General features: G+C 43.0%; 20 protein-coding genes, 7 tRNA genes and 1 rRNA gene. 6 read left to right on the top strand and 22 right to left on the bottom strand.

The window, feature by feature from the left end:
* Positions 1-202: 202 nt before the first annotated feature.
* The 17 genes from AAZR19_RS12785 to AAZR19_RS12865 form a co-directional block, all read right to left on the bottom strand.
* Positions 203-595, bottom strand: a complete 393-nt coding sequence (locus AAZR19_RS12785) for a RidA family protein (protein ID WP_434703392.1) — start codon at positions 593-595, stop codon at positions 203-205.
* Positions 596-710: 115 nt separating this feature from the next.
* Complete coding sequence (locus AAZR19_RS12790; protein ID WP_081123893.1) at positions 711-1,475, bottom strand: ABC transporter permease; 765 nt, start codon at positions 1,473-1,475, stop codon at positions 711-713.
* Complete coding sequence (locus AAZR19_RS12795) at positions 1,472-2,389, bottom strand: ABC transporter ATP-binding protein (protein WP_326350035.1); 918 nt, start codon at positions 2,387-2,389, stop codon at positions 1,472-1,474. The genes AAZR19_RS12790 and AAZR19_RS12795 overlap by 4 nt, the downstream gene beginning before the upstream one ends.
* Before the next feature lie 14 nt (positions 2,390-2,403).
* Complete coding sequence (locus AAZR19_RS12800) at positions 2,404-2,595, bottom strand: PLD nuclease N-terminal domain-containing protein (RefSeq protein WP_142946585.1); 192 nt, start codon at positions 2,593-2,595, stop codon at positions 2,404-2,406.
* A gap of 161 nt (positions 2,596-2,756) precedes the next feature.
* A complete protein-coding gene (locus AAZR19_RS12805; RefSeq protein ID WP_254806277.1) occupies positions 2,757-3,113 on the bottom strand; it encodes a DUF2200 domain-containing protein in 357 nt (118 codons plus the stop codon).
* A 220-nt stretch (positions 3,114-3,333) separates the two neighbouring features.
* Entirely contained in the window at positions 3,334-5,136 is a 1,803-nt protein-coding gene (glmS, locus tag AAZR19_RS12810; protein ID WP_008360582.1) for a glutamine--fructose-6-phosphate transaminase (isomerizing), read from the bottom strand.
* A gap of 575 nt (positions 5,137-5,711) precedes the next feature.
* Positions 5,712-7,058 (bottom strand): phosphoglucosamine mutase, encoded by a 1,347-nt coding sequence (gene glmM, locus AAZR19_RS12815; RefSeq protein WP_434703396.1) that lies wholly within the window; start codon positions 7,056-7,058, stop codon positions 5,712-5,714.
* A 25-nt stretch (positions 7,059-7,083) separates the two neighbouring features.
* Entirely contained in the window at positions 7,084-8,511 is a 1,428-nt protein-coding gene (locus AAZR19_RS12820; protein ID WP_434703398.1) for a CdaR family protein, read from the bottom strand.
* Positions 8,504-9,325, bottom strand: a complete 822-nt coding sequence (gene cdaA / locus AAZR19_RS12825; RefSeq protein WP_008344027.1) for a diadenylate cyclase CdaA — start codon at positions 9,323-9,325, stop codon at positions 8,504-8,506. Before cdaA ends, AAZR19_RS12820 begins: the two co-directional genes overlap by 8 nt.
* A gap of 218 nt (positions 9,326-9,543) precedes the next feature.
* A complete protein-coding gene (gene rsiW / locus AAZR19_RS12830; protein WP_024424448.1) occupies positions 9,544-10,170 on the bottom strand; it encodes an anti-sigma-W factor RsiW in 627 nt (208 codons plus the stop codon).
* 14 nt (positions 10,171-10,184) lie between these two features.
* Positions 10,185-10,748 carry an RNA polymerase sigma factor SigW gene (sigW, locus tag AAZR19_RS12835; protein ID WP_024424449.1) on the bottom strand — a complete coding sequence of 188 codons (564 nt, stop codon included), beginning with the start codon at positions 10,746-10,748 and terminating at the stop codon, positions 10,185-10,187.
* A 183-nt stretch (positions 10,749-10,931) separates the two neighbouring features.
* Complete coding sequence (rocF, locus tag AAZR19_RS12840; RefSeq protein WP_024424450.1) at positions 10,932-11,843, bottom strand: arginase; 912 nt, start codon at positions 11,841-11,843, stop codon at positions 10,932-10,934.
* A 136-nt stretch (positions 11,844-11,979) separates the two neighbouring features.
* Positions 11,980-12,051: transfer RNA gene (locus AAZR19_RS12845), tRNA-Gln, on the bottom strand.
* A 4-nt stretch (positions 12,052-12,055) separates the two neighbouring features.
* A tRNA-Tyr gene (locus tag AAZR19_RS12850) sits at positions 12,056-12,140 on the bottom strand.
* Between the two features lie 28 nt (positions 12,141-12,168).
* Positions 12,169-12,241: transfer RNA gene (locus AAZR19_RS12855), tRNA-Thr, on the bottom strand.
* Between the two features lie 3 nt (positions 12,242-12,244).
* Positions 12,245-12,320 (bottom strand) — tRNA-Val (locus tag AAZR19_RS12860).
* A 6-nt stretch (positions 12,321-12,326) separates the two neighbouring features.
* Positions 12,327-12,401, bottom strand: a tRNA-Glu gene (locus AAZR19_RS12865).
* 220 nt (positions 12,402-12,621) lie between these two features.
* On the opposite strand from AAZR19_RS12865, the gene murQ reads away from it, so the two are divergent.
* The 6 genes from murQ to AAZR19_RS12895 are packed head-to-tail and all read left to right on the top strand — an operon-like array spanning position 12,622 to position 20,351.
* On the top strand, positions 12,622-13,533 hold the full coding sequence (murQ, locus tag AAZR19_RS12870; protein ID WP_041106090.1) for an N-acetylmuramic acid 6-phosphate etherase: 912 nt from the start codon (positions 12,622-12,624) through the stop codon (positions 13,531-13,533).
* Between the two features lie 14 nt (positions 13,534-13,547).
* A complete protein-coding gene (locus AAZR19_RS12875) occupies positions 13,548-14,417 on the top strand; it encodes a MurR/RpiR family transcriptional regulator (RefSeq protein WP_041106088.1) in 870 nt (289 codons plus the stop codon).
* Positions 14,414-15,793 (top strand): PTS transporter subunit EIIC, encoded by a 1,380-nt coding sequence (locus AAZR19_RS12880; protein ID WP_041106086.1) that lies wholly within the window; start codon positions 14,414-14,416, stop codon positions 15,791-15,793. The genes AAZR19_RS12875 and AAZR19_RS12880 overlap by 4 nt, the downstream gene beginning before the upstream one ends.
* A 13-nt stretch (positions 15,794-15,806) precedes the next feature.
* Positions 15,807-17,162, top strand: coding sequence for a penicillin binding protein PBP4B (gene pbp4b / locus AAZR19_RS12885; protein ID WP_176967374.1), 1,356 nt, complete (start codon positions 15,807-15,809; stop codon positions 17,160-17,162).
* Between the two features lie 13 nt (positions 17,163-17,175).
* Positions 17,176-19,095: a glycoside hydrolase family 3 protein gene (locus tag AAZR19_RS12890; RefSeq protein WP_041106082.1), complete on the top strand. Its 1,920-nt coding sequence runs from the start codon at positions 17,176-17,178 to the stop codon at positions 19,093-19,095.
* An 11-nt stretch (positions 19,096-19,106) separates the two neighbouring features.
* Positions 19,107-20,351, top strand: a complete 1,245-nt coding sequence (locus AAZR19_RS12895; RefSeq protein WP_041106081.1) for an exo-beta-N-acetylmuramidase NamZ family protein — start codon at positions 19,107-19,109, stop codon at positions 20,349-20,351.
* 44 nt (positions 20,352-20,395) lie between these two features.
* On the opposite strand, the gene AAZR19_RS12900 is transcribed toward AAZR19_RS12895, so the two are convergent.
* The 5 genes from AAZR19_RS12900 to rrf form a co-directional block, all read right to left on the bottom strand.
* Complete coding sequence (locus AAZR19_RS12900; protein WP_034283929.1) at positions 20,396-21,361, bottom strand: bile acid:sodium symporter family protein; 966 nt, start codon at positions 21,359-21,361, stop codon at positions 20,396-20,398.
* A gap of 62 nt (positions 21,362-21,423) precedes the next feature.
* Positions 21,424-22,863, bottom strand: coding sequence for a SulP family inorganic anion transporter (locus AAZR19_RS12905; RefSeq protein ID WP_041106080.1), 1,440 nt, complete (start codon positions 22,861-22,863; stop codon positions 21,424-21,426).
* A gap of 355 nt (positions 22,864-23,218) precedes the next feature.
* A tRNA-Thr gene (locus AAZR19_RS12910) sits at positions 23,219-23,291 on the bottom strand.
* Between the two features lies 1 nt (position 23,292).
* Positions 23,293-23,367, bottom strand: a tRNA-Asn gene (locus tag AAZR19_RS12915).
* 42 nt (positions 23,368-23,409) lie between these two features.
* Positions 23,410-23,525, bottom strand: a 5S ribosomal RNA gene (rrf, locus tag AAZR19_RS12920).
* Positions 23,526-23,534 lie beyond the last annotated feature (9 nt).

The raw sequence follows: 23,534 nt of genomic DNA on the forward strand, positions 1-23,534 counted from the left end.
ATGCTTATCTATGGTGTGTTATAAAATCAAAAAACGAATGTCATTAGACCCACTAATCTCTTAACCTAATATTACCATATAGAGAATAACAAGGTAATAGTAATGAGATAATCTATTCTATAAACAACGGAAAAAGAAATTATATTATGTACAAAATAAAAAAAGATTGGGCTGCAGCATCCCAATCTTTTATCTATTAACCCTATACCATCTCCTGACACGCCCAAGCATCCACCTCTACCTTTAAAGCAGGTGAAGCCAATGCCACCACATAAATCATCGTCATACAAGGCAGATGATCGCCTAAAAACTGCCCCATAATTTGTTTCCTGCTCTCAGCATCGAATTCTCCCACGAGATAAAATACTAGTTTCGTTATATCTTCCACAGCCATATCTGCCGCTTCTACATTTCGTTTCACATTCTCTAACGCTAATTCGAGCTGCTCCAACGGACTTTCGGGGATTTTCCCATCCGCCTCCATTCCCACCTGACCTGATAAGGTTAACCACCGCTGTGCTCCAGTTGTCTCTATTTGATGGATATATGGTGCAAGTGGCGGGTGAATGGTCTCAGGATTACGTGATGTTCTCATGAATAAAAACCTCTTTTCTGAAAATACAGTCAATTTTTATCATCATATCAAATTTTCAACCGTATTCAGATTTTTATGCTCATAGTAAACTTTCAGAAACAATCGCAACAGCCTGCTATAACTCTTGTTTTCTAAAAAGAAACCATCCGATGAGAAAAAAGAAAACAATCAATACTGATACACCTAGAAAACTTGTAAGTGCCTGATCCGAATAAGTCCCCTTATGAATCATCTCTTCGGCTGCACTTGTCACGCCTTTAGGTGCAAACTTCCCTAATGTCTCTTCATAAAATGAAGGTACGGTAAACAGAATAAGGTTGATCAAAAGCGACACACCGCCAGCTGTGACAGAACGTTGAAAGAACGCCGAAGCACAAATGGTCGATACCACAATCAGCAATAAATTTGGATAATAAAGAAGTGTTCCTTTTAACACATTGACCCAATCCACATGCCCAAATTGAATGTCCACATAATAAACAGAGGCAAGCACCGCCACCACCAAACTAAACAAAGTCAAACAGGCATAGGCGCATATTTTCGAGACATAATAACTCGTTCGACTGATCGGTTTCACCATAATCATCGCAGTCACTCCAGAGGCACGCTCTCCAGCGATCGTCCCCATCACGATCATAATGAGAATAAAAACACCAAGTGAATCAAATTTACTCAATGCACTCGCCAAAGCCTCTCCTGCACTAGGCTCTGGTATGTAAAATGTAGATCCTTCAGGTAAATTAGCTGATTTCGATAGAAGATCCGGCAGCATTTTGAGCGTAATAGGCTGTGTAATCATTAAAATCGTAAAAATGATAGGAACAAATAAGATTTTATAGCTAGTGAATAACTCCCTAAATTCCTTTTTCAACATCATCATGCATTCACAACCTTCATGAAAATATCTTCAAGCGTCAGCTTAGATAGTCGATAATGGAGGAGAACACCGCCAGATTCAGTGATGAGACGAGGCAGCTCCTTCAATGCTATTTGTTGATCGTTCACTCGCACCTGATAAGCATCTCCTGTCTCCAAGCATTCCTCCACCCAATCCCGCTCTTTTAACAAAGCCAATAATTTCGTATCCTTTTGTTCTAATTGAAATTCAATCACTGGCTGGATATAGTCTTCTTTGATCTGTTTCATGGAAGAGGACACCTCAATTTTGCCGCTGTTGATCATGATAATATGATCTGCCACACGTTCAATGTCATCTAAAATATGGGTAGACATAAAGATCAACATTTCTTGTTTCAGACGCTCAATCAATGTCAGAACGTCTTTTCTCCCCATGGGATCAAGTGCAGACACAGGTTCATCCAAGATGAGAACCTTCGGGCTGTTGATAAGCGCCTGCGCAATGGCAAGCCTCTGCTTCATGCCTCCGCTATAGCTGCCAATGGCACGATCCTTCGCCTCATACACCCGGCAAAGCTTCAACAGCTCCTCTGTTTTGGAGCGAATGATGTTTTTCTCTAAGTGAAATAACCCGCCAACCCAATGCATCCACTCCTGCCCCGTCATATCCTGATAAAATGCAGGATGCTGCGGACAATACCCAATCACATGACTGATTTGATCCATGTCCTTTGTCACATCCATACCCGCCACCTTCACGACACCAGACGTAGGACGAGCAAGTCCCGTCAAAATCCGGATCGTTGTTGTCTTCCCCGCTCCATTGGCCCCTAAAAAGCCAACACATCCAACCTCCCCAACAGAAAATGAAACGTTTTTTAAAATTTCATGCCGGCCATACGATTTCGTCAGCCCATGACACTCCAGCATATTCAAGCGAATCCCCCCTACTAAGATTGTTTACGGCCAAAAATGAAATACACAATAGGGCCGGCACTCGCCACAAACACAATCACCAACGCCCAAACCCACTTTAACTCTCCTCTGATCCTCGATGGATCTCTTTTCAGCAAATCGAACAAACCAATCACCATCAAAATCGCTTGCAGCAAAATAAGAGGTAATATCATCTTCATATCCATCCACGCCACTCCCTTTTCAAACGCCAATTTGTTTTGATATCACTTCTTTTGACGACATGAAGAGGGAATTCGTTCAAATAGATTTTATTTTTATCATTCGAATGATCTAGAAATATAAAAAAGCCCAGTGAAGTTTAGTTCACTGGGCTTGCTTGTGATGGTCATGATGTACCTCGCAAAATCTTTTCCATCTTCTTTCCTTTCGCTAACTCATCAATCAGCTTATCTAGATAACGAATGTTCTTCATGGTTTCTTCCTCAATGTCCTCTACCCGAACACCACAAATGACGCCTTTGATGAAGCTGCGGGAAGGATGAAGCTCAGGAGCCTCATCAAAAAAAGTTTCAACGTCTGTCTGTTTGTCCACCTGTTCCTGTAGCTCTTCCGGACTGTACCCCGTCAACCAACAAATAATCGTATCGACTTCAGCCTTTGTTCGTCCTTTTCTCTCTGCCTTTGCGATATAGAGAGGATAGACTTTTGCAAAGCTCATTGTGTAAATTTTATGTTTGGTCATGTGTTCTTCTCTCTTTCTTTGTTATTTAACCTGTATTACCTGCGCAAGGTGCGTTTGGCATTCTATTTATAATGTACTTAACACATTATAACCCATGTAAATCTTCTAATATTGTACCCTTAATCAAAAATCTTCGTACGTTCCAGTTCTAATGAAACAAAAATACCCCTTTAGAAAATGATATCTAAAGGGGTATCAAAAATCCGATTTTATTTAATTCCTACTCCACCGTCACACTCTTCGCAAGGTTACGTGGTTTATCCACATCACACCCGCGGTGAAGGGCTGCGTAGTATGCGATCAGCTGTAATGGGACAACAGATGCAAGTGGTGCAAGTGCTGGGTGTACAGCTGGAAGGACGAAACGGTCGCCTTCATCTTCTAGGCCTTTTAGTGAGATGACACATGGGTTTGCTCCGCGTGCAACGACTTCTTTGACGTTACCGCGAATGCTGAGGTTCACGTGCTCTTGCGTTGCAAGGGCAATGACCGGTGTGCCTTCTTCAATTAAAGCAATTGTGCCGTGTTTGAGTTCTCCGCCAGCAAAGCCTTCTGCTTGGATGTAAGAGATCTCTTTTAGTTTTAGTGAACCTTCAAGGCACACATAGTAGTCAAGTCCTCTTCCGATAAAGAATGCGTTACGTGTCACTGTGAAGAAGTCACGAGCGATTTGTTCCATTTCATCCTTTTGATCGACAAGGGCTTCCATTGCGTTTGCTACAATCCCAAGCTCTTTCACAAGATCAAAGTCAAGAGATTGACCGTTTAATTCAGCTGCAACGGATGCAAGGATTGCAAGTACAGCGATTTGTGCTGTGTAGGCTTTTGTTGAAGCCACTGCAATTTCTGGTCCTGCATGAAGAAGCAATGTGAAGTCCGCTTCACGAGAAAGCGTAGATCCTGGTACGTTTGTGATCGTTAATGCTTTATGACCAAGTTCTTTGACTTGAACAAGTACAGCACGGCTGTCCGCAGTCTCCCCAGATTGAGAAAGGAAGATGAACAGAGGCTTTTTCGATAGAAGCGGCATGTTGTAAGAGAATTCACTTGCTACATGGACTTCTACAGGTACTTTCGCCCAGTCTTCAATGTATTGTTTACCGACAAGTCCAGCATGGTAGCTCGTTCCGCAAGCCACAATGTAAATGCGGTCTGCTTCTGCTACTGCGCTTGCGATATCGCCAGCGACTGACAGTTTGCCGTTTTCGTCTTGATATTCTTGGATGATTTTGCGCATAACAAGCGGCTGTTCATCCGTTTCTTTTAACATGTAGTGAGGATATGTGCCTTTCTCAATGTCGCTTGCATCAAGCTCAGCGATATAAGAAGGACGTGTCATGATATCACCGTCAAGGTTTTTGATGATGACCTCGTCTTTTGTGACAATGACCATTTCTTTATCCATTAATTCCGCATATTCGTTTGTTACTTGAAGCATCGCCATTGCGTCAGAAGCCACAACGTTGAAATCTTCGCCGAAACCAACCAATAATGGGCTTTTGTTTTTCGCCACATAGATTGTTTCTTTGTTTTCGTTATCGAAAAGGGCAATTGCGTAAGAGCCTTTTAGTTGAAGAAGCGTTTGACGGAAAGCTTCTTCTGTATCAAGACCTCTGTTTACAAATTGTTCGATGACTTGAACAACAACCTCTGTATCTGTGTCGCTTTTTAGTGTGACGTCTTGTAAATATTCGCGTGTCAATTGTACATAGTTCTCAATGACACCGTTATGAACAAGCGTAAAACGGCCAGAAGCACTTTGATGCGGATGCGCATTTAGATGGCTTGGCACACCGTGAGTTGCCCAGCGTGTATGTCCGATTCCTGCTGAAGATGCCACGTTTGCATCCACGACTTCTCGAAGCTCAGCGATACGTCCTTTTTCTTTGAACACATGCACGCCTTCTTCGTTTGCCACAGCGATACCTGCTGAATCATACCCGCGGTACTCAAGCTTCTCTAAACCTTTTAATAAGATTTCCTTCGCATCATTCTGACCAATATAACCTACGATTCCACACATAAATATTCTTCCTCCCGATCATGTGAAAGGGACAAAGAAAGCCTACTAAAATAGAAGGGACATTTCTTCGTCCCTCTCTACATGTTTAATTTGGGAGATCATGTGTATTCCCTTTGTACAAAGAGTCACCTCTTTGGTTTAAAGAAACACTTACGGCTGTGATCTCTTTTTTTGATCAGCCGGGAGGCATCCGCCGAAAATTCGATAACCTCCATCCTCGTCAACTAAGCATCTTTCGTCCGATCGCTTAGTTCGGGCGCTATAATTATAAGAGAGTTCCTGAACATCTACCCTGCCTTTCCTGATAGAATAAAAATCCAGTAACACAAGGATGATTGTACTATAAGGTCTGACCTCCGTCAATCACAATTTAGCGGGTGATCCCCTTCATTTGAGAAAGTGAGACCTCCCTACACTATATGCGATGAGGCTTGTCACGTTCTACCTTTGATGTGCTCTCCTATGTATGAAGGCAGCTTCAAGTTGCCCTCGCTTATATCATTCGTATAGATCCATCCAATTATGTCGTTTATTCAAAAAAAAGCAAACCGCTGCCAGCGGTTTGCCTTCACCTATTACTCAATACCCATTTCTTCTTTCACAACAGCTGTAATTCGAGCCACATATTCATTACACAGCTCTTTTGTTTTCGCCTCTGCCATGACACGTACAAGCGGCTCTGTCCCCGATGGACGAACTAGGATACGGCCGTCACCATTCATCTCTTTTTCGACCTCTTGGATCACCGCTTTTACTTTTTCATTTTCTTCTACTTTATATTTATCAGACACTTTCACATTCACTAAAAGCTGCGGGAACTTTTCCATTTCCGCTGCAAGCTCTGATAATGTTTTCCCTGTCGCTTTGAGCGTATTCACAAGCATGATCGCAGAAAGCATGCCATCACCTGTCGTATTATAATCAAGGAAAATCAAATGACCTGACTGCTCGCCGCCGACATTATAGCCGTCTTTTTTCATCGCTTCGACCACATAGCGGTCACCAACAGCTGTTTGAATGCTCTTAATGCCTTGCTTCTCAAGCGCTTTATAGAAACCAAGGTTACTCATAACCGTTGACACGACGGTGTCATCCTTTAATCGGCCTTCATCCTTCAAATAACGTGCACATATGTACATAATTTGATCGCCGTCTACGATATCACCTTTTTCATCGACTGCAATTAAACGGTCACCGTCACCATCAAACGCAAGACCAATATCTGCACCCTTCTCCTTCACAAAAGCAGAAAGTGCTTCTGGATGAGTGGAGCCTACACCATCATTGATATTCAATCCATTTGGAGATGTTCCCATTGTAGACACATCAGCATCTAAATCTGCAAATAAATGTGTCGCTAGAGAAGAGGTTGCACCGTGTGCACAGTCAAGCGCCACGTGAATACCTGTGAAATCCTCGTCCGCTGTCTGCTTTAAGAATTGCAAGTATTTCTGACCGCCTTCAAAGTAGTCGTTCACCGTTCCAAGATCGGCTCCAACTGGGCGTGGTAATTGATCGACTGGCTGATCCATCAGCTGCTCAATTTCGTTTTCCTGTTTATCTGACAGCTTAAAGCCGTCACCGCCGAAGAATTTAATGCCGTTGTCTTGAACTGGATTGTGTGAAGCAGAAATCATGACACCCGCTTCAGCATCCATTGCCTTCGTTAAATAAGACACACCAGGTGTTGAGATCACACCTAGACGCATCACTTCAGCTCCAATTGAAAGTAAGCCTGCAACAAGCGCTCCTTCTAACATATGACCAGATACACGTGTGTCTCGACCAACGAGTACCTTTGGACGTTCTTTATCCTTCGTGAGCACATAGCCGCCAAATCTCCCAACTTTAAATGCGAGCTCTGGCGTTAATTCGCTATTCGCTACACCCCTTACACCATCAGTTCCAAAGTACTTGCCCATGTTTCAATCGCTCCTTTTTTACCATTCAAGAGGACGCTTCGTCCTTTTTTTTATCTTCTTTGACCCGCTGTCTTTGACTCGATTCTTTCTTTGCTTTATCTTGCGTGGATTCTTCTTTACTCTTCTCACCCTGACCATCGTCATCAGTTGATGGATCTTGTTGATCTTTTTGATCCTTCCGATCATTCGTCGAAGCCGGCTGATCCTCTGTATCAGTAGAAGTGAGTTTCACTTTGACCTTTGATCTCGATAATGTCCAAGTCACATTTTGAGGACCATTTATTTGAACTTTGACCTCATGGGTTCCTTCGTTCAAGTCCCCTGCATTGATATAGGCTTCAACATCTGAAGCCTTTAGTTTATCAATCGCACTTTTTGATCCCTTTGCTGTTAACGTGAGCCGTCCAGAAGAGGGGCTCACAAAATCAGAAGTGAGATCCTTGCTCAAACCCACGACAGTAATCGGTACATTATCGATCTTTTTTTCTTCAGCTGTTGCAACCTTCACTTTGATCTTAATGGTTTCGGGTGATACCTTTTTCACACCATCTGGCAGGGGAATATCGGCATCAATCTCCGTATCATCTTTGATCTTGCTTAGGTCCAGCTTGACGCCATCAATAAAATCAAGGGCATCCAGCACCTTTTGAGAGCCGTACACTGTGACCTCACTCGGGCTTGTCTCAATGCTTGAGATGCTGATCCCTTCTGGCAAGCTGCCCGTCCGCTCAATTTTAAAAGGGACCTTTTTGCTTGGACTAGAGATTGGGACCGTAATATCCACCACGGACGGACTTACTTCAACTGGCAGCTCATTCCCGCTGCTATCATACACAGTGAGCTTCGCTTCTTTTTCAATTTGCTGATCGACATCTTCTAAGTTCACAAAAGCTTTAATGACAGAAATTTTGTCGATGACGTCCTTTGATCCAGTAACTGTGACCTTTTTCGGATTCACAATGGGCTGTTCAGGTGAATAGCCGTCTTTGATTTTATTTTGATTATAAAACTCGGTTTCAACAGGAAATTCAGCTGTCGTTTTTTCTTGTATCGTCACAGTCGTCACAGATGGATTAATCGATAGTGTGAGTCCCTTCGATACATCTCTTGCCTTCAGCTCCACTTTATGTGTACCTGTCGATAAGTTCCGCATGTCTGCGTAAATTTCAAAATTCTTTGTTTGTCTTGCTGTTTTCACAGCACTTGTTGATCCTTTAATCGTGACATTGACTGTCTGCGGCACACCAGTGACGACGTACTTCTCGTCATCATAATACGCTTTAACAGGAATGTCGGTTAAAGTTGCTTCATCTGTCGTCGATGTTGGGAAAAAGGATTCACCGATTTTTTTCGGCGTGGGCGCTTGCGCTGAATTGACTGCACCATACAGCAATAAAGCGAAGACCAATGCAAGAAGCTTAACGGCCCAGCGATTATTCAAAATCTTATCCATTTTTCTTGCCCCTCCAATACCATTTGGTCGAGGAAGCATCTTTGCTGTTCTTACTAAATTCAGCAATCAGCATTTCTTCAAGCGCTTCTTCTGTCAATTCTCGGTGGAGATCACCATTTCTTGCGACAGAAATGCCGCCAGTTTCCTCAGAAACGATGACAGTTAAGCTGTCTGTCACTTCACTTATCCCAACTGCCGCCCTATGACGCGTCCCAAGCTCCTTAGAGATAAAAGGGCTTTCTGACAGTGGTAAATAACAAGCTGCAGCTGCAATCTCATCCCGCTTCATAATGACAGCACCGTCATGAAGCGGTGTATTCGGAATGAAAATGTTAATGAGCAGCTCTGAACTCACCTTTGCATTCAAAGGAATTCCTGTCTCTATGTAATCATTCATTCCGGTATCGCGCTCAATTGTCAGCAGCGCGCCAATTCTCCGTTTTGCCATATAGTTAATTGCTTTTGTAATTGCCTCGATCGTTTTCTGCTGCTGTTCCTCTACAGGTGTCCCGCTTCTTGAGAAGAAACGGCCGCGCCCAAGCTGCTCAAGCGCTCTCCTTAGCTCTGGCTGAAAAATAATAATGATCGCAAGGAATCCCCACGTAATCGCTTGATCCATCAGCCATTGAAGTGTGTTAAGACCGAGATACGCACTTCCCATCCTGACGAGAACAATGACCACAATTCCCTTTAAAAGCTGAACCGCTTTTGTTCCGCGGATGACCATCATTAATTTATATATCACATACCAAACAACGAGAATATCAACAGCATTACCGAGGTACTGCAAAAAAGGAATATCCCCTAAAGCCATTTCCTCGTCCTCCAGAATTTTCAGTTATTCTTCGTTTGATGCATTTTTTAATATAAAAAGAGCCTATGTATCAATACATAGCGTGGCTATTATACCACATTTTGTTTCAGCAAGGAAAATAGTTGCCATATCTGGCTAAGTTGCTAGTATGCGTGAATCCCACCAATGTATAGAAAAAGAGCAGCCCCCCTTAGAGACTGCTCTTTAAGCCGATTGAGTTACTTTTGCTCCTCTGGCCCAATGACCCGCATTACGTTTTGTGCTGTTGATTTCATTTTGTACCAGATCCAATCAAACACTTCATTAATTTCATTAATTTGACCAGTGACTTGTCCGGCAGAAGCAGTCAACTGTTCCCCATTGACGACGGTGACATTTCCATCAACCTTGCCTTCTACAATCAGCTTGCCATTTTTGACAGTAACATCACCCTTTACGGTTTCCCCTTTAGGTACGGTCACTGTATCATTTTCAACGACGAGATTCGGCTGCTTTGACACACTGAAATTATGATCGGTATTCCAGCTCGTAAACAGACTGCCTCCCATTAAAATGAGAAAGAGGGCAGCGGCTACCATCAGCGGGTGAGCTTTGATCCATCTTTGAACCGACACACGCTTTTTCTCCTTTGGAAGACCTGCCATCACCTTTGCAGTGAAATCAGATGGTGCTTCTATATGAGATGTACTCTGCACTAGCGCGATGGATTTCTCAATTTGTTGAAAATGAGTACGGCACTCCTCACACGATTGCAGATGGCTTTTTAATTCTTTTTCGTCTTGAGGCTCAATGTCCCCGTCTAAATACTGATGCATAAGCTGGACGATTCTATCCTGACAGCTCATCAAAATCACCTCACTCAAAGGTCTCTCAACTGTTTCCGGAGAGCCTCTCTACCCCTGTGTATTCTCGTTTTCACCGTACCAACTGGTATATTCAGAATCTCACTAATTTCTTTTAACGAGAGTTCATCAATATACTTTAATACGATGACCGAACGATATTTATCGGGTAACCTTAGAATTTTTTGCTGAATGGTACTCGATAATTCAAGAGACACCACCTCATCCTCTGGCAAAATGCCATCAGCAGCAATTTGAGAATACATATTTAACCCTTCTGTTCCTGCCACCTCTGCATCTAAATAATAATCCGGCTTTTTTTTGCGAATACGGTCGATGGTCAGGTTGGTTGCAATGCGGTACAGCCACGTGGAAAACTTGCGATTCACATCAAAGCTTTCGATATTCACATAAGCACGAATAAACGCCTCCTGCGCAATATCCTCCGCTTCGTGTGCATTCCCAAGCATACGGTAGCACAGCTGATAAATTTTGTCTTTATACAGGTCTACGATGTCTGCAAATGCGTTCTGGTCGCCTTTTTTCACTTGCTTAATTCTCTTTTTAATCATTGTGTCCATAGTATATTCAACCTCTGCCTTCACCGGTCTTTATGTATACGAACCTCTTTCCAAAAGGTTTCATTCTCCTCTAAAAAATAGTGTAACAAATTTTTGACAGTGTGTTACGCTTCTCAACCGGTAAAAACCTTAACATATCCTTAAATTTTCCCAAAACAAAAAAGAACAGGAACAAGTCCCGCTCTACAATAGCTTTTCACCCATTAATGAACCAATTAACGCAACTGCCGCTTCTGCGGTTTTGTTTTTCTCATCTAATACCGGATTTACTTCAACAAATTCAGCAGACGTTAAAATACCCGCCTCCTCTAAAAGCTCCATTGCGAGATGACTTTCCCGGTAACTAATGCCGCCTGCAACCGGAGTACCTACACCAGGGCATTCCGCTGGGTCTAGTCCGTCTAAATCAAGCGACAGATGGACACCATCTGTTCTCTCCTTTAGATACGCAATGGCTTCCTCCATCACCCTTGTCATCCCTAAACGATCAATTTCATGCATCGTATACACTTTAATGCCTTTCTCTCGAATCAATGCCCGCTCTCCTTCATCTAAAGATCGAGCACCAATTATAACGACATTTTCAGGCTTCAATTTAGGCGAATAACCGCCAATGTTCGTTAAATCTGCATGCCCAAAACCGAGACTGACAGCAAGCGGCATGCCATGAATATTTCCAGAAGGAGACGTTTCCTCCGTATTCAAATCCCCGTGTGCATCATACCAAATGACTCCTAAGTTTTCATAATGCTTGGCTACCCCAGCAAGTGTGCCAATCGCAATGCTGTGATCACCGCCTAAAATGAGCGGAAACGAACCAGATTGCACAATACTGTCAACCTTCTCAGCAAGCAGCTGATTTGCCCCAGCATTCTCCGTCAAATTTTTTAGCTTTTCACTTGTATATAAACCTTTCTCATCATCTCTTTGTTCAACTGGAATATCTCCAAGATCCTCTACATCAAATGAGAGCGTTTCCAATTTTTCTTTTACGCCTGCACAACGAATCGCACTCGGCCCCATATCGACACCCCTTCTCGTTTGACCCAAATCCATTGGAACTCCAATAATCGTGACCTTCTTTTGCTCTCCCATATGTACATCCCCTTTCCGTTCATGCTTATATTTTACTTTCTTGATGCCTTCTGACTCAACTCAACAACATTTTGAATAGTTATACAGTCCCTCTGCCAACATAAAAAAAGACACCTTTTTCAAAAAGGTGTCTTAACTGGGCTAGCTGGATTCGAACCAACGCATGACGGAGTCAAAGTCCGTTGCCTTACCGCTTGGCTATAGCCCAAAAATGGTGGAGGGGGACGGATTCGAACCGCCGAACCCGGAGGGAGCGGATTTACAGTCCGCCGCGTTTAGCCACTTCGCTACCCCTCCACATATGGAATTGATAAAGAAAAAACAGTGCCGGCAAGAGGACTTGAACCCCCAACCTACTGATTACAAGTCAGTTGCTCTACCAGTTGAGCTACACCGGCATATGGTGGAGGATGACGGGCTCGAACCGCCGACCCTCTGCTTGTAAGGCAGATGCTCTCCCAGCTGAGCTAATCCTCCACATCATGGTGACCCGTACGGGATTCGAACCCGTGTTACCGCCGTGAAAGGGCGGTGTCTTAACCGCTTGACCAACGGGCCAGTTTGTCAAGTTTGTTGTTTCCGTGAAGCTGACAAAAGTTATTATATACAGGTTGTCCCCCTTTTGTAAAGGGGATTTTTATTTTTTTTATTTTCTAACTATTTACTCCCTATTCGTTCAACAATTTAACTGAAATATAATTTCAATATTCAAATATAATATTGAAATTTCATATCATACTCAATATACTGAAAATGAAGAAATAAGGAGGTATGTCACATGCAGCCATCTCAACTGCGTTCTTTGACAACAGAATCAAGAAACCCCAACACAATGGGAATTTCTCAAGCAGATCCGCTGGAAATACTCCAGATGATCAATGAAGAAGATATGAAGGTCGCTCAAGCAGTCAACCTTGTACTTCCACATGTCAAAACAGCAAGTGACTTTGCTTATGAATCCATCTTAAATGGAGGCAGACTCGTTTATTTAGGCGCCGGAACAAGCGGCAGAATTGGCGTAATGGATGCTGTCGAATGTCCACCAACCTATAGCGTCTCACCTGATGTCATTGTAGGCATCATGGCAGGCGGAGACTCAGCTTTTTCTCAAGCTGCCGAAGATGTGGAAGACAGTGAAGAAGCAGGCAAACAGGATTTAGTACACATTCACCTGACATCAAAAGATACAGTCGTCGGTATTGCCGCAAGCGGCAGAACACCTTATATCATCGGCGCTTTAAACTACGCAAAGTCAATTGGAGCTAAAACAGTAGCACTCAGCTGCAATGAAGAGGCAGAAATTAGCGAGCTTGCAGATTGCGCCATTGAGGTCATTGTAGGACCAGAAGCCATCACTGGGTCAACAAGAATGAAAGCAGCATCCGCTCATAAAATGATTTTAAATATGCTTTCCACCTCAGTCATGATTAGACTAGGCAAAGTATATGAAAACCTGATGGTTGATGTAAAAGTCAGCAATCATAAATTAAAAGAACGCGCCATCACCATCATTCAACATGTGACAAATGTTTCCTACGAACAAGCCGTAAAGACTCTTGAAGCAGCAGACTTAGAAGTCAAAACTGCCATCGTCATGCTCCAAACAAACACAGACAAGAAAACAGCCAAAGATTTACTCAACAAAACGAATGGCCATATTGACAAAGCGATCTCACGATATCAGTCCTAAAGGAGGCAGAGCTCATGTCAGCAGGTGGACTTACCCTACTACACACAATCAAATCAAAGCTTCCCCAATCTGAAAAAATCATTGCAGACTATATCCTTGCCCATCCTGACAAAGTCATTAAAAGTACAGTACATGAAATTAGTCAGGCAGCCGGCGCAAGCAGCTCTGCAGTCATCCGCCTTTGTAAATCTCTCGGGCTGGATGGCTATCACGATTTAAAAATGCGGATCGCTGGAGACTTGATGCATGACGATAAACAAGGCTACAGAGATATCGAACAAGATGAACCGCTTCAATCCATTATTCAAAAAACAGCAGGAAACTCGATTCAATCGATCAAGGACACCGCTTCTATTTTAAATCCAGAAGCTTTAGAAAAGGCTGTTCAATTACTGCTGCATGCAAATCAAATTCATTTTATCGGAGTTGGTGCATCTGGCATCGTCGCAGCTGATGCCCAGCAGAAATTTCTCAGAATTAACTATGCAGCGACAGCCTTCACTGACATGCACATTGCATCTACGGTTATTGCAAATGCGGGAGAGAATGACATTGTGTTTGGTATCTCCTTTTCAGGAGAAACGTTAGACATCATTCAAGCCCTTCAGCTTGCAAAAGACAACCAAGTGAAAACCATTGCTTTAACACATCCAGGTCATACAAGCGTTTCTGCTTTATGTGATGTTCACCTATCGACGTCCGGTTCCAATGAAGCACCTTTTCGCAGTGCTGCCACTTCCTCTAGAATGGCACAGCTCTACTTAATTGATGTCTTGTTCCTCAGTTTAGCTTCTCGTCAATATGAAGAGACAGCCCAATATATTGACAAAACAAGGCATGCCATCCGCTCCATGAAACGAAAATCAAAGGGGGATTCAACATGAGTCATCAAAAGAAATATCAGCAGTTGGCGAAAGACATTCTTTCACTCTGTGGTGGTTCTGAAAATATCTCTTCCCATACACATTGTATGACAAGGCTCCGAATTACACCGATGGACAATGAAAAAGTTCACGTCACAGCAATCAAAGAACTCGATGGCGTTATTGGCGTCGTCGAAGCAGAAACGCTTCAAATCATTTTAGGCACTGGCGTTGTCAACCAAGTATCAAGTGCGTTTGAACAGCTGCTAAATGCCTCTGGCTCTTATGATTTAAACAACGAAGCACAAAAAAACAAGCAAGCCATTTCACAAAAAAACCGCACACCGTTCAAGCTGTTCTTACGACGGATTGCCAGCATTTTCATTCCAATTATTCCGGCACTAGTTGCCTCAGGTCTGATTACCGGGATAACAAAAGCAATCGTGCAAGCAGGCTGGCTTGACGAAAAATCTCAAGCTGCGATTATTTTAACGGTTATCGGTTCTGGACTTTTCGCTTATCTCGGGATATTAGTCGGAACAAATGCCGCAAAGGAATTTGGAGGCTCTCCTGCGTTAGGCGCCTTAGCTGGTATCCTCATTATTAACCCAGCCTCCGCAGACATTATGTTATTTGGCACAAATATTCTACCAGGCAGAGGCGGACTCATCGGTGTTCTTCTAGCCGCCATCTTTATGGCACTTGTGGAAACCCGAATTAGACGCTTCGTCCCGCAATCACTTGATATCATCGTCACACCAACCATCACACTACTCATTACAGGCATTTTCACGTACGTTGTCTTCATGCCAGTCGGCGGATTTATATCTGATGCCATCACCTCAGGACTGACTTATCTATTGAATATGGGCGGAATTTTCGCAGGATTTGTTCTTGGTGCTACCTTCCTCCCACTTGTTGTAACAGGACTTCACCAAGGGCTGACACCGATTCATATGGAACTCATCAATTCAATTGGAGATGACCCGCTTCTGCCAATTCTCGCTATGGGCGGTGCAGGACAGGTAGGCGCTGCATTCGCCATTTATATGAAAACAAAAAAGAAAAAACTCAAAAGAGCCATTGCTGGTGGACTTCCTTCAGGGATGCTGGGCATTGGCGAACCACTCATTTTTGGTGTCACACTCCCGCTGGGACGACCATTTCTCACCGCTTGTCTTGGTGCAGGAATCGGCGGCGCATTTCAAGCCTACTTCCAAATTGCGACGAAAGCCATCGGGGTATCCGGTCTTCCATTAACCTTTATTGTTCACACACATCAAATGCTTCTTTACTTAATTGGACTATTTATCGCATATGTTGCTGGATTTTTCTTCACATACTTATTTGGGTTTAATGATGATATGGCTGTTGAGTTCGAGGATCACAATCAATAAGGAGGTCTAGACCTTGAAGAAATGTTTTCTTTTGATCACATGTCTGCTCATGCTCCTTGGGTTACCAGTACAAACATTTGCAACTAGCTCCCATCCTGTATCGTCTTTGTCTAAAACAGCTCCTGAAGAATATCCCGTCTTAAAAAAAGCAAAACGACCGGAACAAGTAGGTGTTTCTTCCAGGCAGCTGAGGAAGGTTGATCAAATGATTCAAAATGACATCAAAGCAGGATTTCCAGGAGCCGCTCTCATCATTATCAAGGACGGAAAGATCGTCCATCAAAAAGCCTATGGCTACCGGCAAAAATATGATGGCACAACAGAACTCAAATCGTATAAAAAAATGAAAAAAGATACACTATTCGATTTGGCATCCAATACAAAAATGTATGCGACCAACTATGCCCTGCAAAAGCTTGTCTACGAGAAAAAACTTGATGTCAACGAAAAAATACAGACCATCCTTCCAGATTTTCAGGATGAACCTGATGCAAAGGTAACCGGTAAAGACCAGCTTCGGGTAAAAGATCTTCTCACCCATTCTGCGGGTCTCCCTTCCAGTGTCTTATTTTATAGCAAAGAATCAGCTGGCTCTTTTTATTCTCAAGACAGAAAAACAACGATGAAATGGCTGCCAAAGGTACCGCTGCAATACAAGCCAGGTACCCAGCACATTTATAGTGACATTGATTACATGCTGCTAGGCATGATCATCGAGAAGAAAACAGGCATGCCTCTTGATCAATATGTCGAGTCAACAATTTATCGGCCGCTAGGTCTCAAACATACAATGTTCAATCCGCTGCAAAAAGGGTTCAAGCCGAAGCATTTTGCAGCAACTGAACGTTTAGGCAATTCACGAGACGGTGTAATCGATTTTGAAAACATCCGAAGGTACACCCTGCTAGGTGAAGTACACGACGAGAAAGCATATTACTCAATGGCAGGTATCTCCGGCCACGCTGGACTTTTCTCGAACACCTCAGATATGGCCGTGCTGCTACAGCTGATGCTTAACAAAGGAGGCTATGGAAAAACAACCATTTTTGATCAGGCTTCTATCGATCTCTTTACAGCCTCATCTGATACGAACCCAACTTACGGGCTAGGCTGGCGAAAAAACGGTCATACTGACATGGAATGGATGTTTGGAAAATATGCAAGTAACGAAGCCTATGGGCATACTGGCTGGACCGGCACCATGACGTTGATTGATCCTAAACACAATTTAGGTGTCGTCTTGCTGACGAATAAAAAACATTCACCCGTTGTTTCACCAGAAACAAATCCTAATCAATTTGAAGGCGACCTGTTCCCAACTGGTACTTATGGAAGCATCATGACCGCAATCTACGAATCTTTTCAGTAAAAGGAGGAATTCGATGTTGAAAGCTCTCTTCCCCGCTGCACTGGTTTTAGCCCTGCTAACCTCTTCCATTCCAACGGAAAAGGTTAGCTCTGCCTCTCTGCCAACCGCTAAACAAATGGTTCAAGACATGTCACTGGATGAAAAGATAGGTCAAATGCTCATGCCGGACTTTCGCAATTGGCAAACAAAAGATGAATCCGCACCTACAGGCTTCACAAAGATGAATAACGAAGTATCTCATCTTGTAGAAAAATATCATCTAGGCGGTGTCATCTTATTTGCCGAGAATGTCGTTGATACAAAACAAACCGTGAAACTCACCCATGAATTTCAAAAAGCATCACCAAACATTCCTTTACTCATTTCCATTGATCAAGAAGGCGGAATCGTCACAAGGTTACAAAAGGGAACACATTTCCCAGGAAATATGTCGATTGGTGCCTCTAGAAGCAAAAAAAATGCATATGACACAGGAAAAATCATCGGAAAAGAATTAAACGCCTTAGGCATCAATACAAACTTCTCTCCTGTGCTTGATGTGAATAATAACCCAAACAACCCCGTCATTGGTGTCCGTTCCTTTAGCTCTGATCCTGCTCTTGTCTCTAGACTTGGCCTTCAAACCATGAAAGGACTTCAAAAGGAAAAGACCATTTCCACACTAAAACATTTCCCGGGACATGGTGATACAGCCGTCGATAGTCACTACGGCTTGCCGCTCGTAGAGCATGACCTAGATCGTTTAAAAAAGGTTGAGCTGTATCCATTCCAACAAGCGATCAATGCTGGTGCAGATATGGTGATGACCGCCCATGTTCAATTTCCTGCCATTGATGACACAACGTATCGAAGCAAAAAAGATGGCGAGGACATCATGGTTCCAGCAACCTTATCAAAAAAAGTCATCACACACTTATTAAAAGAAGAGATGGGCTTTCACGGCGTTGTTGTGACAGACGCTCTAAATATGAAAGCGATTGCAGATAATTTCGGACAGGAAGAAGCCGTCGTGATGGCCATTAAAGCAGGTGTCGATATCGCTCTCATGCCAGCACCAGTCACCTCATTAAAAACAGAGAAAAACCTAGAGAATGTATTCAATGCTGTCAAACAAGCGATTTTAAAGAAAGAGATTCCGATGTCGCAGATCAACGAATCTGTCGAAAAAATTCTTCAATTGAAAATCAAACGCGGCATTATTTCCTCCAAAAAACCAATCAGTCTTGAGAAAAAAATCAAAAAAGCCACTCAAGTCGTCGGGAAAAAGTCGCACCTTAAAGCAGAACAAAAAATGGCACGTGAAGGAATCACCCTGCTTAAAAACAACAAAAAGACCTTACCTTTCAAGCCTAAAAAGAATGACAAAATCGTGGTCATGGCACCTTACGAAGATCAGACAAAAGCAATGTCTGTCACAGTCGAATCTCTCATGAAACAAAAAAAGATCAAGCCTGTACGCATCCAGTCATATGCTTTTGCGGATAAAACGTTCACCAAAGACTCGGCCAAACTAATACAAGAAGCTGACTATGTCATCACTGGCTCTTACGTTGTCCAAAATGACCCAGCTGTGAATGATGGTGTAATTGATGACAATGTCCAGGACCCGAAAAAATGGGCAACCGCCTTCCCTCGTGCTGTCATGAAAGAAGCAGCAGCACAAAACAAAAAAATGGTCATCATGAGTCTTAGAAACCCTTATGATGCGGCAAATTTTGAAGAAGCCGATGCCTTACTAGCTGTGTACGGTTTTAAAGGCTACTCAAACGGACAATTCAATCAGCCAAATATTCCTGCTGGACTAGAAGTGATATTTGGAGCTGCATCACCTAAAGGGAAACTGCCAGTTGATATCCCATCTGTCACTCATCCAAATCAAACCCTTTACCCATTCGGCTATGGCATCAACTTGAAAGGGAAACAGATCAAATAGGAGGGATTGTCTTGAAGAAAACAGTCAGTTTCATACTCGCAAGCTTTCTCATGATGAGCACATTGACCGCCGCCTCTCCCGCAGAAGAACGAACAGATACAAAAGGAAAAAAAACAGCAGTCAAAACAGGGATCGAAACACTTCTCTCAAGCAACCTTTCATGGCTAAAAGGGAAAAGAGTTGGTCTCATTACCAACCCGACTGGCATTGATGCAAATATAAAAAGCAGTGTCGATCTCCTATTTGAACATCCAAATATCAAGCTCACTGCTTTATATGGACCTGAACACGGCGTGCGCGGCGATGCACAAGCAGGAGAAGGCGTCGAATCCTATACCGATGAAAAAACAGGTCTTCCTGTTTACTCTCTTTATGGAAAAACAAGAAAGCCAACTCCTGAAATGCTGAAAAAAGTAGATGTCCTGCTGTTTGATATTCAAGATGTTGGTACTCGTTATTACACCTATATTTACACGATGGCCTATGCGATGGAAGCCGCTAAAGAAAACAACATTCCCTTTGTTGTCCTAGACCGCCCAAATCCCATTGGCGGACTAAAAGTAGAAGGACCTGTTTTAGAGCCTGAACACGCCTCATTTGTAGGGCTCTATCCAATCCCATTAAGACATGGAATGACCACTGGTGAACTTGCAAAACTGTTTAACAAAGAGTTTCATATCAATGCTGATGTAACAGTCATCAAAATGAAAAATTGGAAGCGGTCCATGACATTCGATGATACAAAGCTGCCGTTCGTCCTTCCTTCTCCTAACATGCCAACAGTGGATAGTACCTTTGTATATCCTGCCACAGGATTAATTGAAGGCACAAATGTCTCTGAAGGCAGAGGAACGACAAAACCATTCGAGCTCATTGGTGCACCATATATCAATAGCAGCGAGCTGGCAGATCATTTAAATCAGCTAAAACTAAAAGGCGTTCAATTTAGACCTGTGTCATTCACCCCCACATTTTCTAAACATGCCGGTACACTATCTCATGGTGTGCAGTTATACGTCACAGACCGCTCATCCTTCGAAGCGGTGAAAACGGGGTTATCCATTATCAAAGCAATACATGATTTATACCCTAATGACTTTCAGTTCCTTCAAACTGGCAGCTTTGACAAACTCATCGGGAATGGCTGGATGAAAGAAGAAATCAATAAAGGAACTTCCGTCAAACACATGATGAAACGCTATCATCACGACCTCAAAACATTCGAAAAGAAACGAAAAAAATATCTCATCTATTAAGATCATAGAAAAAACCTCCATCTATCAGAGGATGGAGGTTTTTTTCATGAGAAAGATTTGGTCACAGCAGGTGCTTTCAGCTCAAAACGATTGAGTAAGAAACCAAACAAGGCAGCAAGCACTTGCTGAAACAGCATGCCAATCACCACAGGAACAGCGACAGCAGGCGGGAAAAAGCTAATGGCAAGCACAGCCCCCGCACTAATGTTTCTCATACCGCCCGTATACACGATGGCCACAATCTCTCCTTGAGTACATTTCATCGTCTTTCCAATCAACCATGCAAACGCATATCCGCTCATCGCAATGAGAAACACAGTCGCTGCCTTGCTAAAAAATGCGGCATCCAGTTCACGCAAGTATGGCGCGACAACAGAACTGTTAATCGACACCACTACAAACAAGCCTATTTTTGAAAAAGGTGACAGTGTCTGACTGATCATTTTTGTCACAGCAGGCTTTGCATATTGACGAACGAGCATCCCTAAAATAGATGGAAGCACCACCATCCCAAACAGCCCTTTCATGATAGCGACCATGTCCATATGAACCTGTGTACCGGCTAAAAGTGACAAACTGGCTGGCACAATCAATGGCGAAAGCAATGTATCAATTAAAATAATGGATAACGTTAACCCAACATTCCCTTTATACATTGCCGCCCATATTAAACTAGAAACTCCTGTGGGAATCACCATTGCAAGTGTCAAACCGGTGATCGTCATGGCATCACCCGCAAATATGAGATGTCCCGCTGACCAAGCATAAAGAGGCATCAACACGTGCAAAATCATAAACGATAAAATCAAAGGTAATGGGTGCATCACCGTATGCTTTAAAGCCGAAAAAGTAGAAGACAAACTCCCTGCAAAGGTCATAACAGCAAATACCCATGGCACCAAAAACGTAAAATCCTTTAAATAGGCCGCCAATAAAACACCGAGTAACACACTAAAAGGTGTAATGAGCGGCATCATCCGGCCGAGCACTTGATTTAAACGCACAAGCATGCCGGCCACCTCCATCCCTTCACTTTCTTACCCTTTCTATTGTAACAGACAGAAAGCCCTTTTTAAGAACCATTCACCTGTTTCATAAGCTTTTGACTTGATGTATCCATTCCAACTACGTCCACCTGGACGCCATTTGCTTGATACCTTTCCTTTATACGTTCTATCGCTGATACACCTGATTCATCCCATATACGTGCTTCAGACAAATCAATTACAACAGATTGGAGTTCTTTCCCCTGATGGAAAGCTTGGATCAAGTCAGTGACAGAAGCAAAGAAAATTTGTCCTTTAACTCGATATTCCCAAATACCTGCCTGGCTTTCTTTAGATGTAATATGAAGCTTCGATATCTTTGCGACAAAGAATACCGCACTAAGCAGTACACCTGCAAAAACGCCTTTTGATAAATCATGAGTCAACACCACCGTCACGACCGTGACAACCATCACAATAGAATCTGTTTTCGGATTCTTTTTTAGCTGCTGAAAGGAACTCCAATCAAATGTGCCAATGGAAACCATGAACATCACAGCCACTAGAGCAGCCATCGGAATTTGAACCACGACATCACCTAGTACAAAAATCAGCACCATTAAAAAAGCACCCGCTACAAAGGTAGAAAGCCGGCCTCGTCCTCCTGCCTTCGTATTAATCACAGATTGGCCAATCATCGCACAGCCAGCCATACCACCAAAGAATCCAGCAACCACATTGGCAATCCCTTGACCTCTCGCTTCCTTGTTCTTATTACTAGACGTCTCTGTCATATCATCGACAATCTGTGCGGTTAAAAGAGACTCAAGTAAACCAACCATCGCAAGTGCTAAAGAATAAGGAAAAATGATAGCAAGTGTTTCCCAGTTAAACGGAACTTGAGGAATCAGAAAAACAGGCAAAGAATCAGGAAGCTCTCCCATATCTCCAACTGTTCTAACATCAATATGTCCAAATACAGCCAATATCGTCATTACAATAATGGCAATGAGTGGGGAAGGTATCACCTTTATCACCATAGGCAATAAATAAATGATCAGCAAGGCGCCCCCTGTCATCATATACATGGCCATTGCTTCCCCAACGAAATGTGGAAGCTGAGCCATGAAGATCATAATAGCCAACGCATTAACAAAGCCAACCATGACGGACCTCGGAATAAATTTCATCAAACGAGACACTCGACACAATCCAAACACAATTTGAATCAAACCCGTCAAAATCGTAGCTGCAAACAAATATTGCAACCCATGATCAGCGACCAAGTTAACCATGACGAGGGCCATAGCCCCTGTTGCAGCCGAAATCATGCCTGGGCGTCCACCAACAAACGAAATCACAATCGCGATACAAAACGATGCATACAAGCCGACCTTCGGATCAACGCCCGCAATAATCGAAAACGCAATGGCCTCAGGAATTAAAGCCAGTGCGACTAATATACCCGCAAGCACGTCCTGACGTACATGTCCAAACCATTCTTGCTTTACAAATAAATCTTTCAAATCATCTACTCCTTTTTATATACATACCGTACATGGAAAAAGAAGAGCAACTATACCTGGAGATAAAGAAAGGGAAAACAAACGATACTTCACTTTCGGGGGAAAAGAGGAACGTACAGAGTCTTTTGATATAGAGGATATCACTTTAGTAAGAATAAAAGAAAGAGAATGAAGAATCAAGAACAAAAAGAAGGAGATAAGTAAAAAATCGATGCAACACTTCTGTGCAAGCCGTTTTATTCTCTTTCCTAATGTCATCAGTCTACTGATCATCGAGCAGTTCAATATATATGTAAACAAACAAAAAAAGCCTTCTCATCATCGAGAAACCTTGTCATATTAACATATAGAGGAAAGCTTCCAAGCGGGCTCGAACCGCTGACCTCTTCCTTACCATGGAAGTGCTCTACCTACTGAGCTATGGAAGCATGGCTCCGCAGGTAGGACTCGAACCTACGACCGATCGGTTAACAGCCGATAGCTCTACCACTGAGCTACTGCGGAATGATAAAGTAACTTCTTCCATTGGAAGGATATAAACAAAAAGCTTGGCGGCGTCCTACTCTCACAGGGGGAAACCCCCAACTACCATCGGCGCTGAAGAGCTTAACTTCCGTGTTCGGTATGGGAACGGGTGTGACCTCTTCGCTATCGCCACCAAACCTGATGGA

It is taken from the genome of Bacillus sp. Je.9.29.b, assembly GCF_051129925.1.
GTDB classification, from domain to species: Bacteria; Bacillota; Bacilli; order Bacillales; family Bacillaceae; genus Bacillus; species Bacillus safensis.

Coding starts and splice junctions, on each gene's coding strand:
- AAZR19_RS12785 (WP_434703392.1), bottom strand. CDS start 595: ATGAGAACATCACGTAATCCTGAGACCATTCACCCGCCACTTGCACCA.
- AAZR19_RS12790 (WP_081123893.1), bottom strand. CDS start 1,475: ATGATGATGTTGAAAAAGGAATTTAGGGAGTTATTCACTAGCTATAAA.
- AAZR19_RS12800 (WP_142946585.1), bottom strand. CDS start 2,595: ATGGATATGAAGATGATATTACCTCTTATTTTGCTGCAAGCGATTTTG.
- AAZR19_RS12805 (WP_254806277.1), bottom strand. CDS start 3,113: ATGACCAAACATAAAATTTACACAATGAGCTTTGCAAAAGTCTATCCT.
- glmS (WP_008360582.1), bottom strand. CDS start 5,136: ATGTGTGGAATCGTAGGTTATATTGGTCAGAATGATGCGAAGGAAATC.
- glmM (WP_434703396.1), bottom strand. CDS start 7,058: ATGGGCAAGTACTTTGGAACTGATGGTGTAAGGGGTGTAGCGAATAGC.
- AAZR19_RS12820 (WP_434703398.1), bottom strand. CDS start 8,511: ATGGATAAGATTTTGAATAATCGCTGGGCCGTTAAGCTTCTTGCATTG.
- cdaA (WP_008344027.1), bottom strand. CDS start 9,325: ATGGCTTTAGGGGATATTCCTTTTTTGCAGTACCTCGGTAATGCTGTT.
- rsiW (WP_024424448.1), bottom strand. CDS start 10,170: ATGAGCTGTCAGGATAGAATCGTCCAGCTTATGCATCAGTATTTAGAC.
- sigW (WP_024424449.1), bottom strand. CDS start 10,748: ATGGACACAATGATTAAAAAGAGAATTAAGCAAGTGAAAAAAGGCGAC.
- rocF (WP_024424450.1), bottom strand. CDS start 11,843: ATGGGAGAGCAAAAGAAGGTCACGATTATTGGAGTTCCAATGGATTTG.
- murQ (WP_041106090.1), top strand. CDS start 12,622: ATGCAGCCATCTCAACTGCGTTCTTTGACAACAGAATCAAGAAACCCC.
- AAZR19_RS12875 (WP_041106088.1), top strand. CDS start 13,548: ATGTCAGCAGGTGGACTTACCCTACTACACACAATCAAATCAAAGCTT.
- AAZR19_RS12880 (WP_041106086.1), top strand. CDS start 14,414: ATGAGTCATCAAAAGAAATATCAGCAGTTGGCGAAAGACATTCTTTCA.
- AAZR19_RS12890 (WP_041106082.1), top strand. CDS start 17,176: ATGTTGAAAGCTCTCTTCCCCGCTGCACTGGTTTTAGCCCTGCTAACC.
- AAZR19_RS12900 (WP_034283929.1), bottom strand. CDS start 21,361: ATGCTTGTGCGTTTAAATCAAGTGCTCGGCCGGATGATGCCGCTCATT.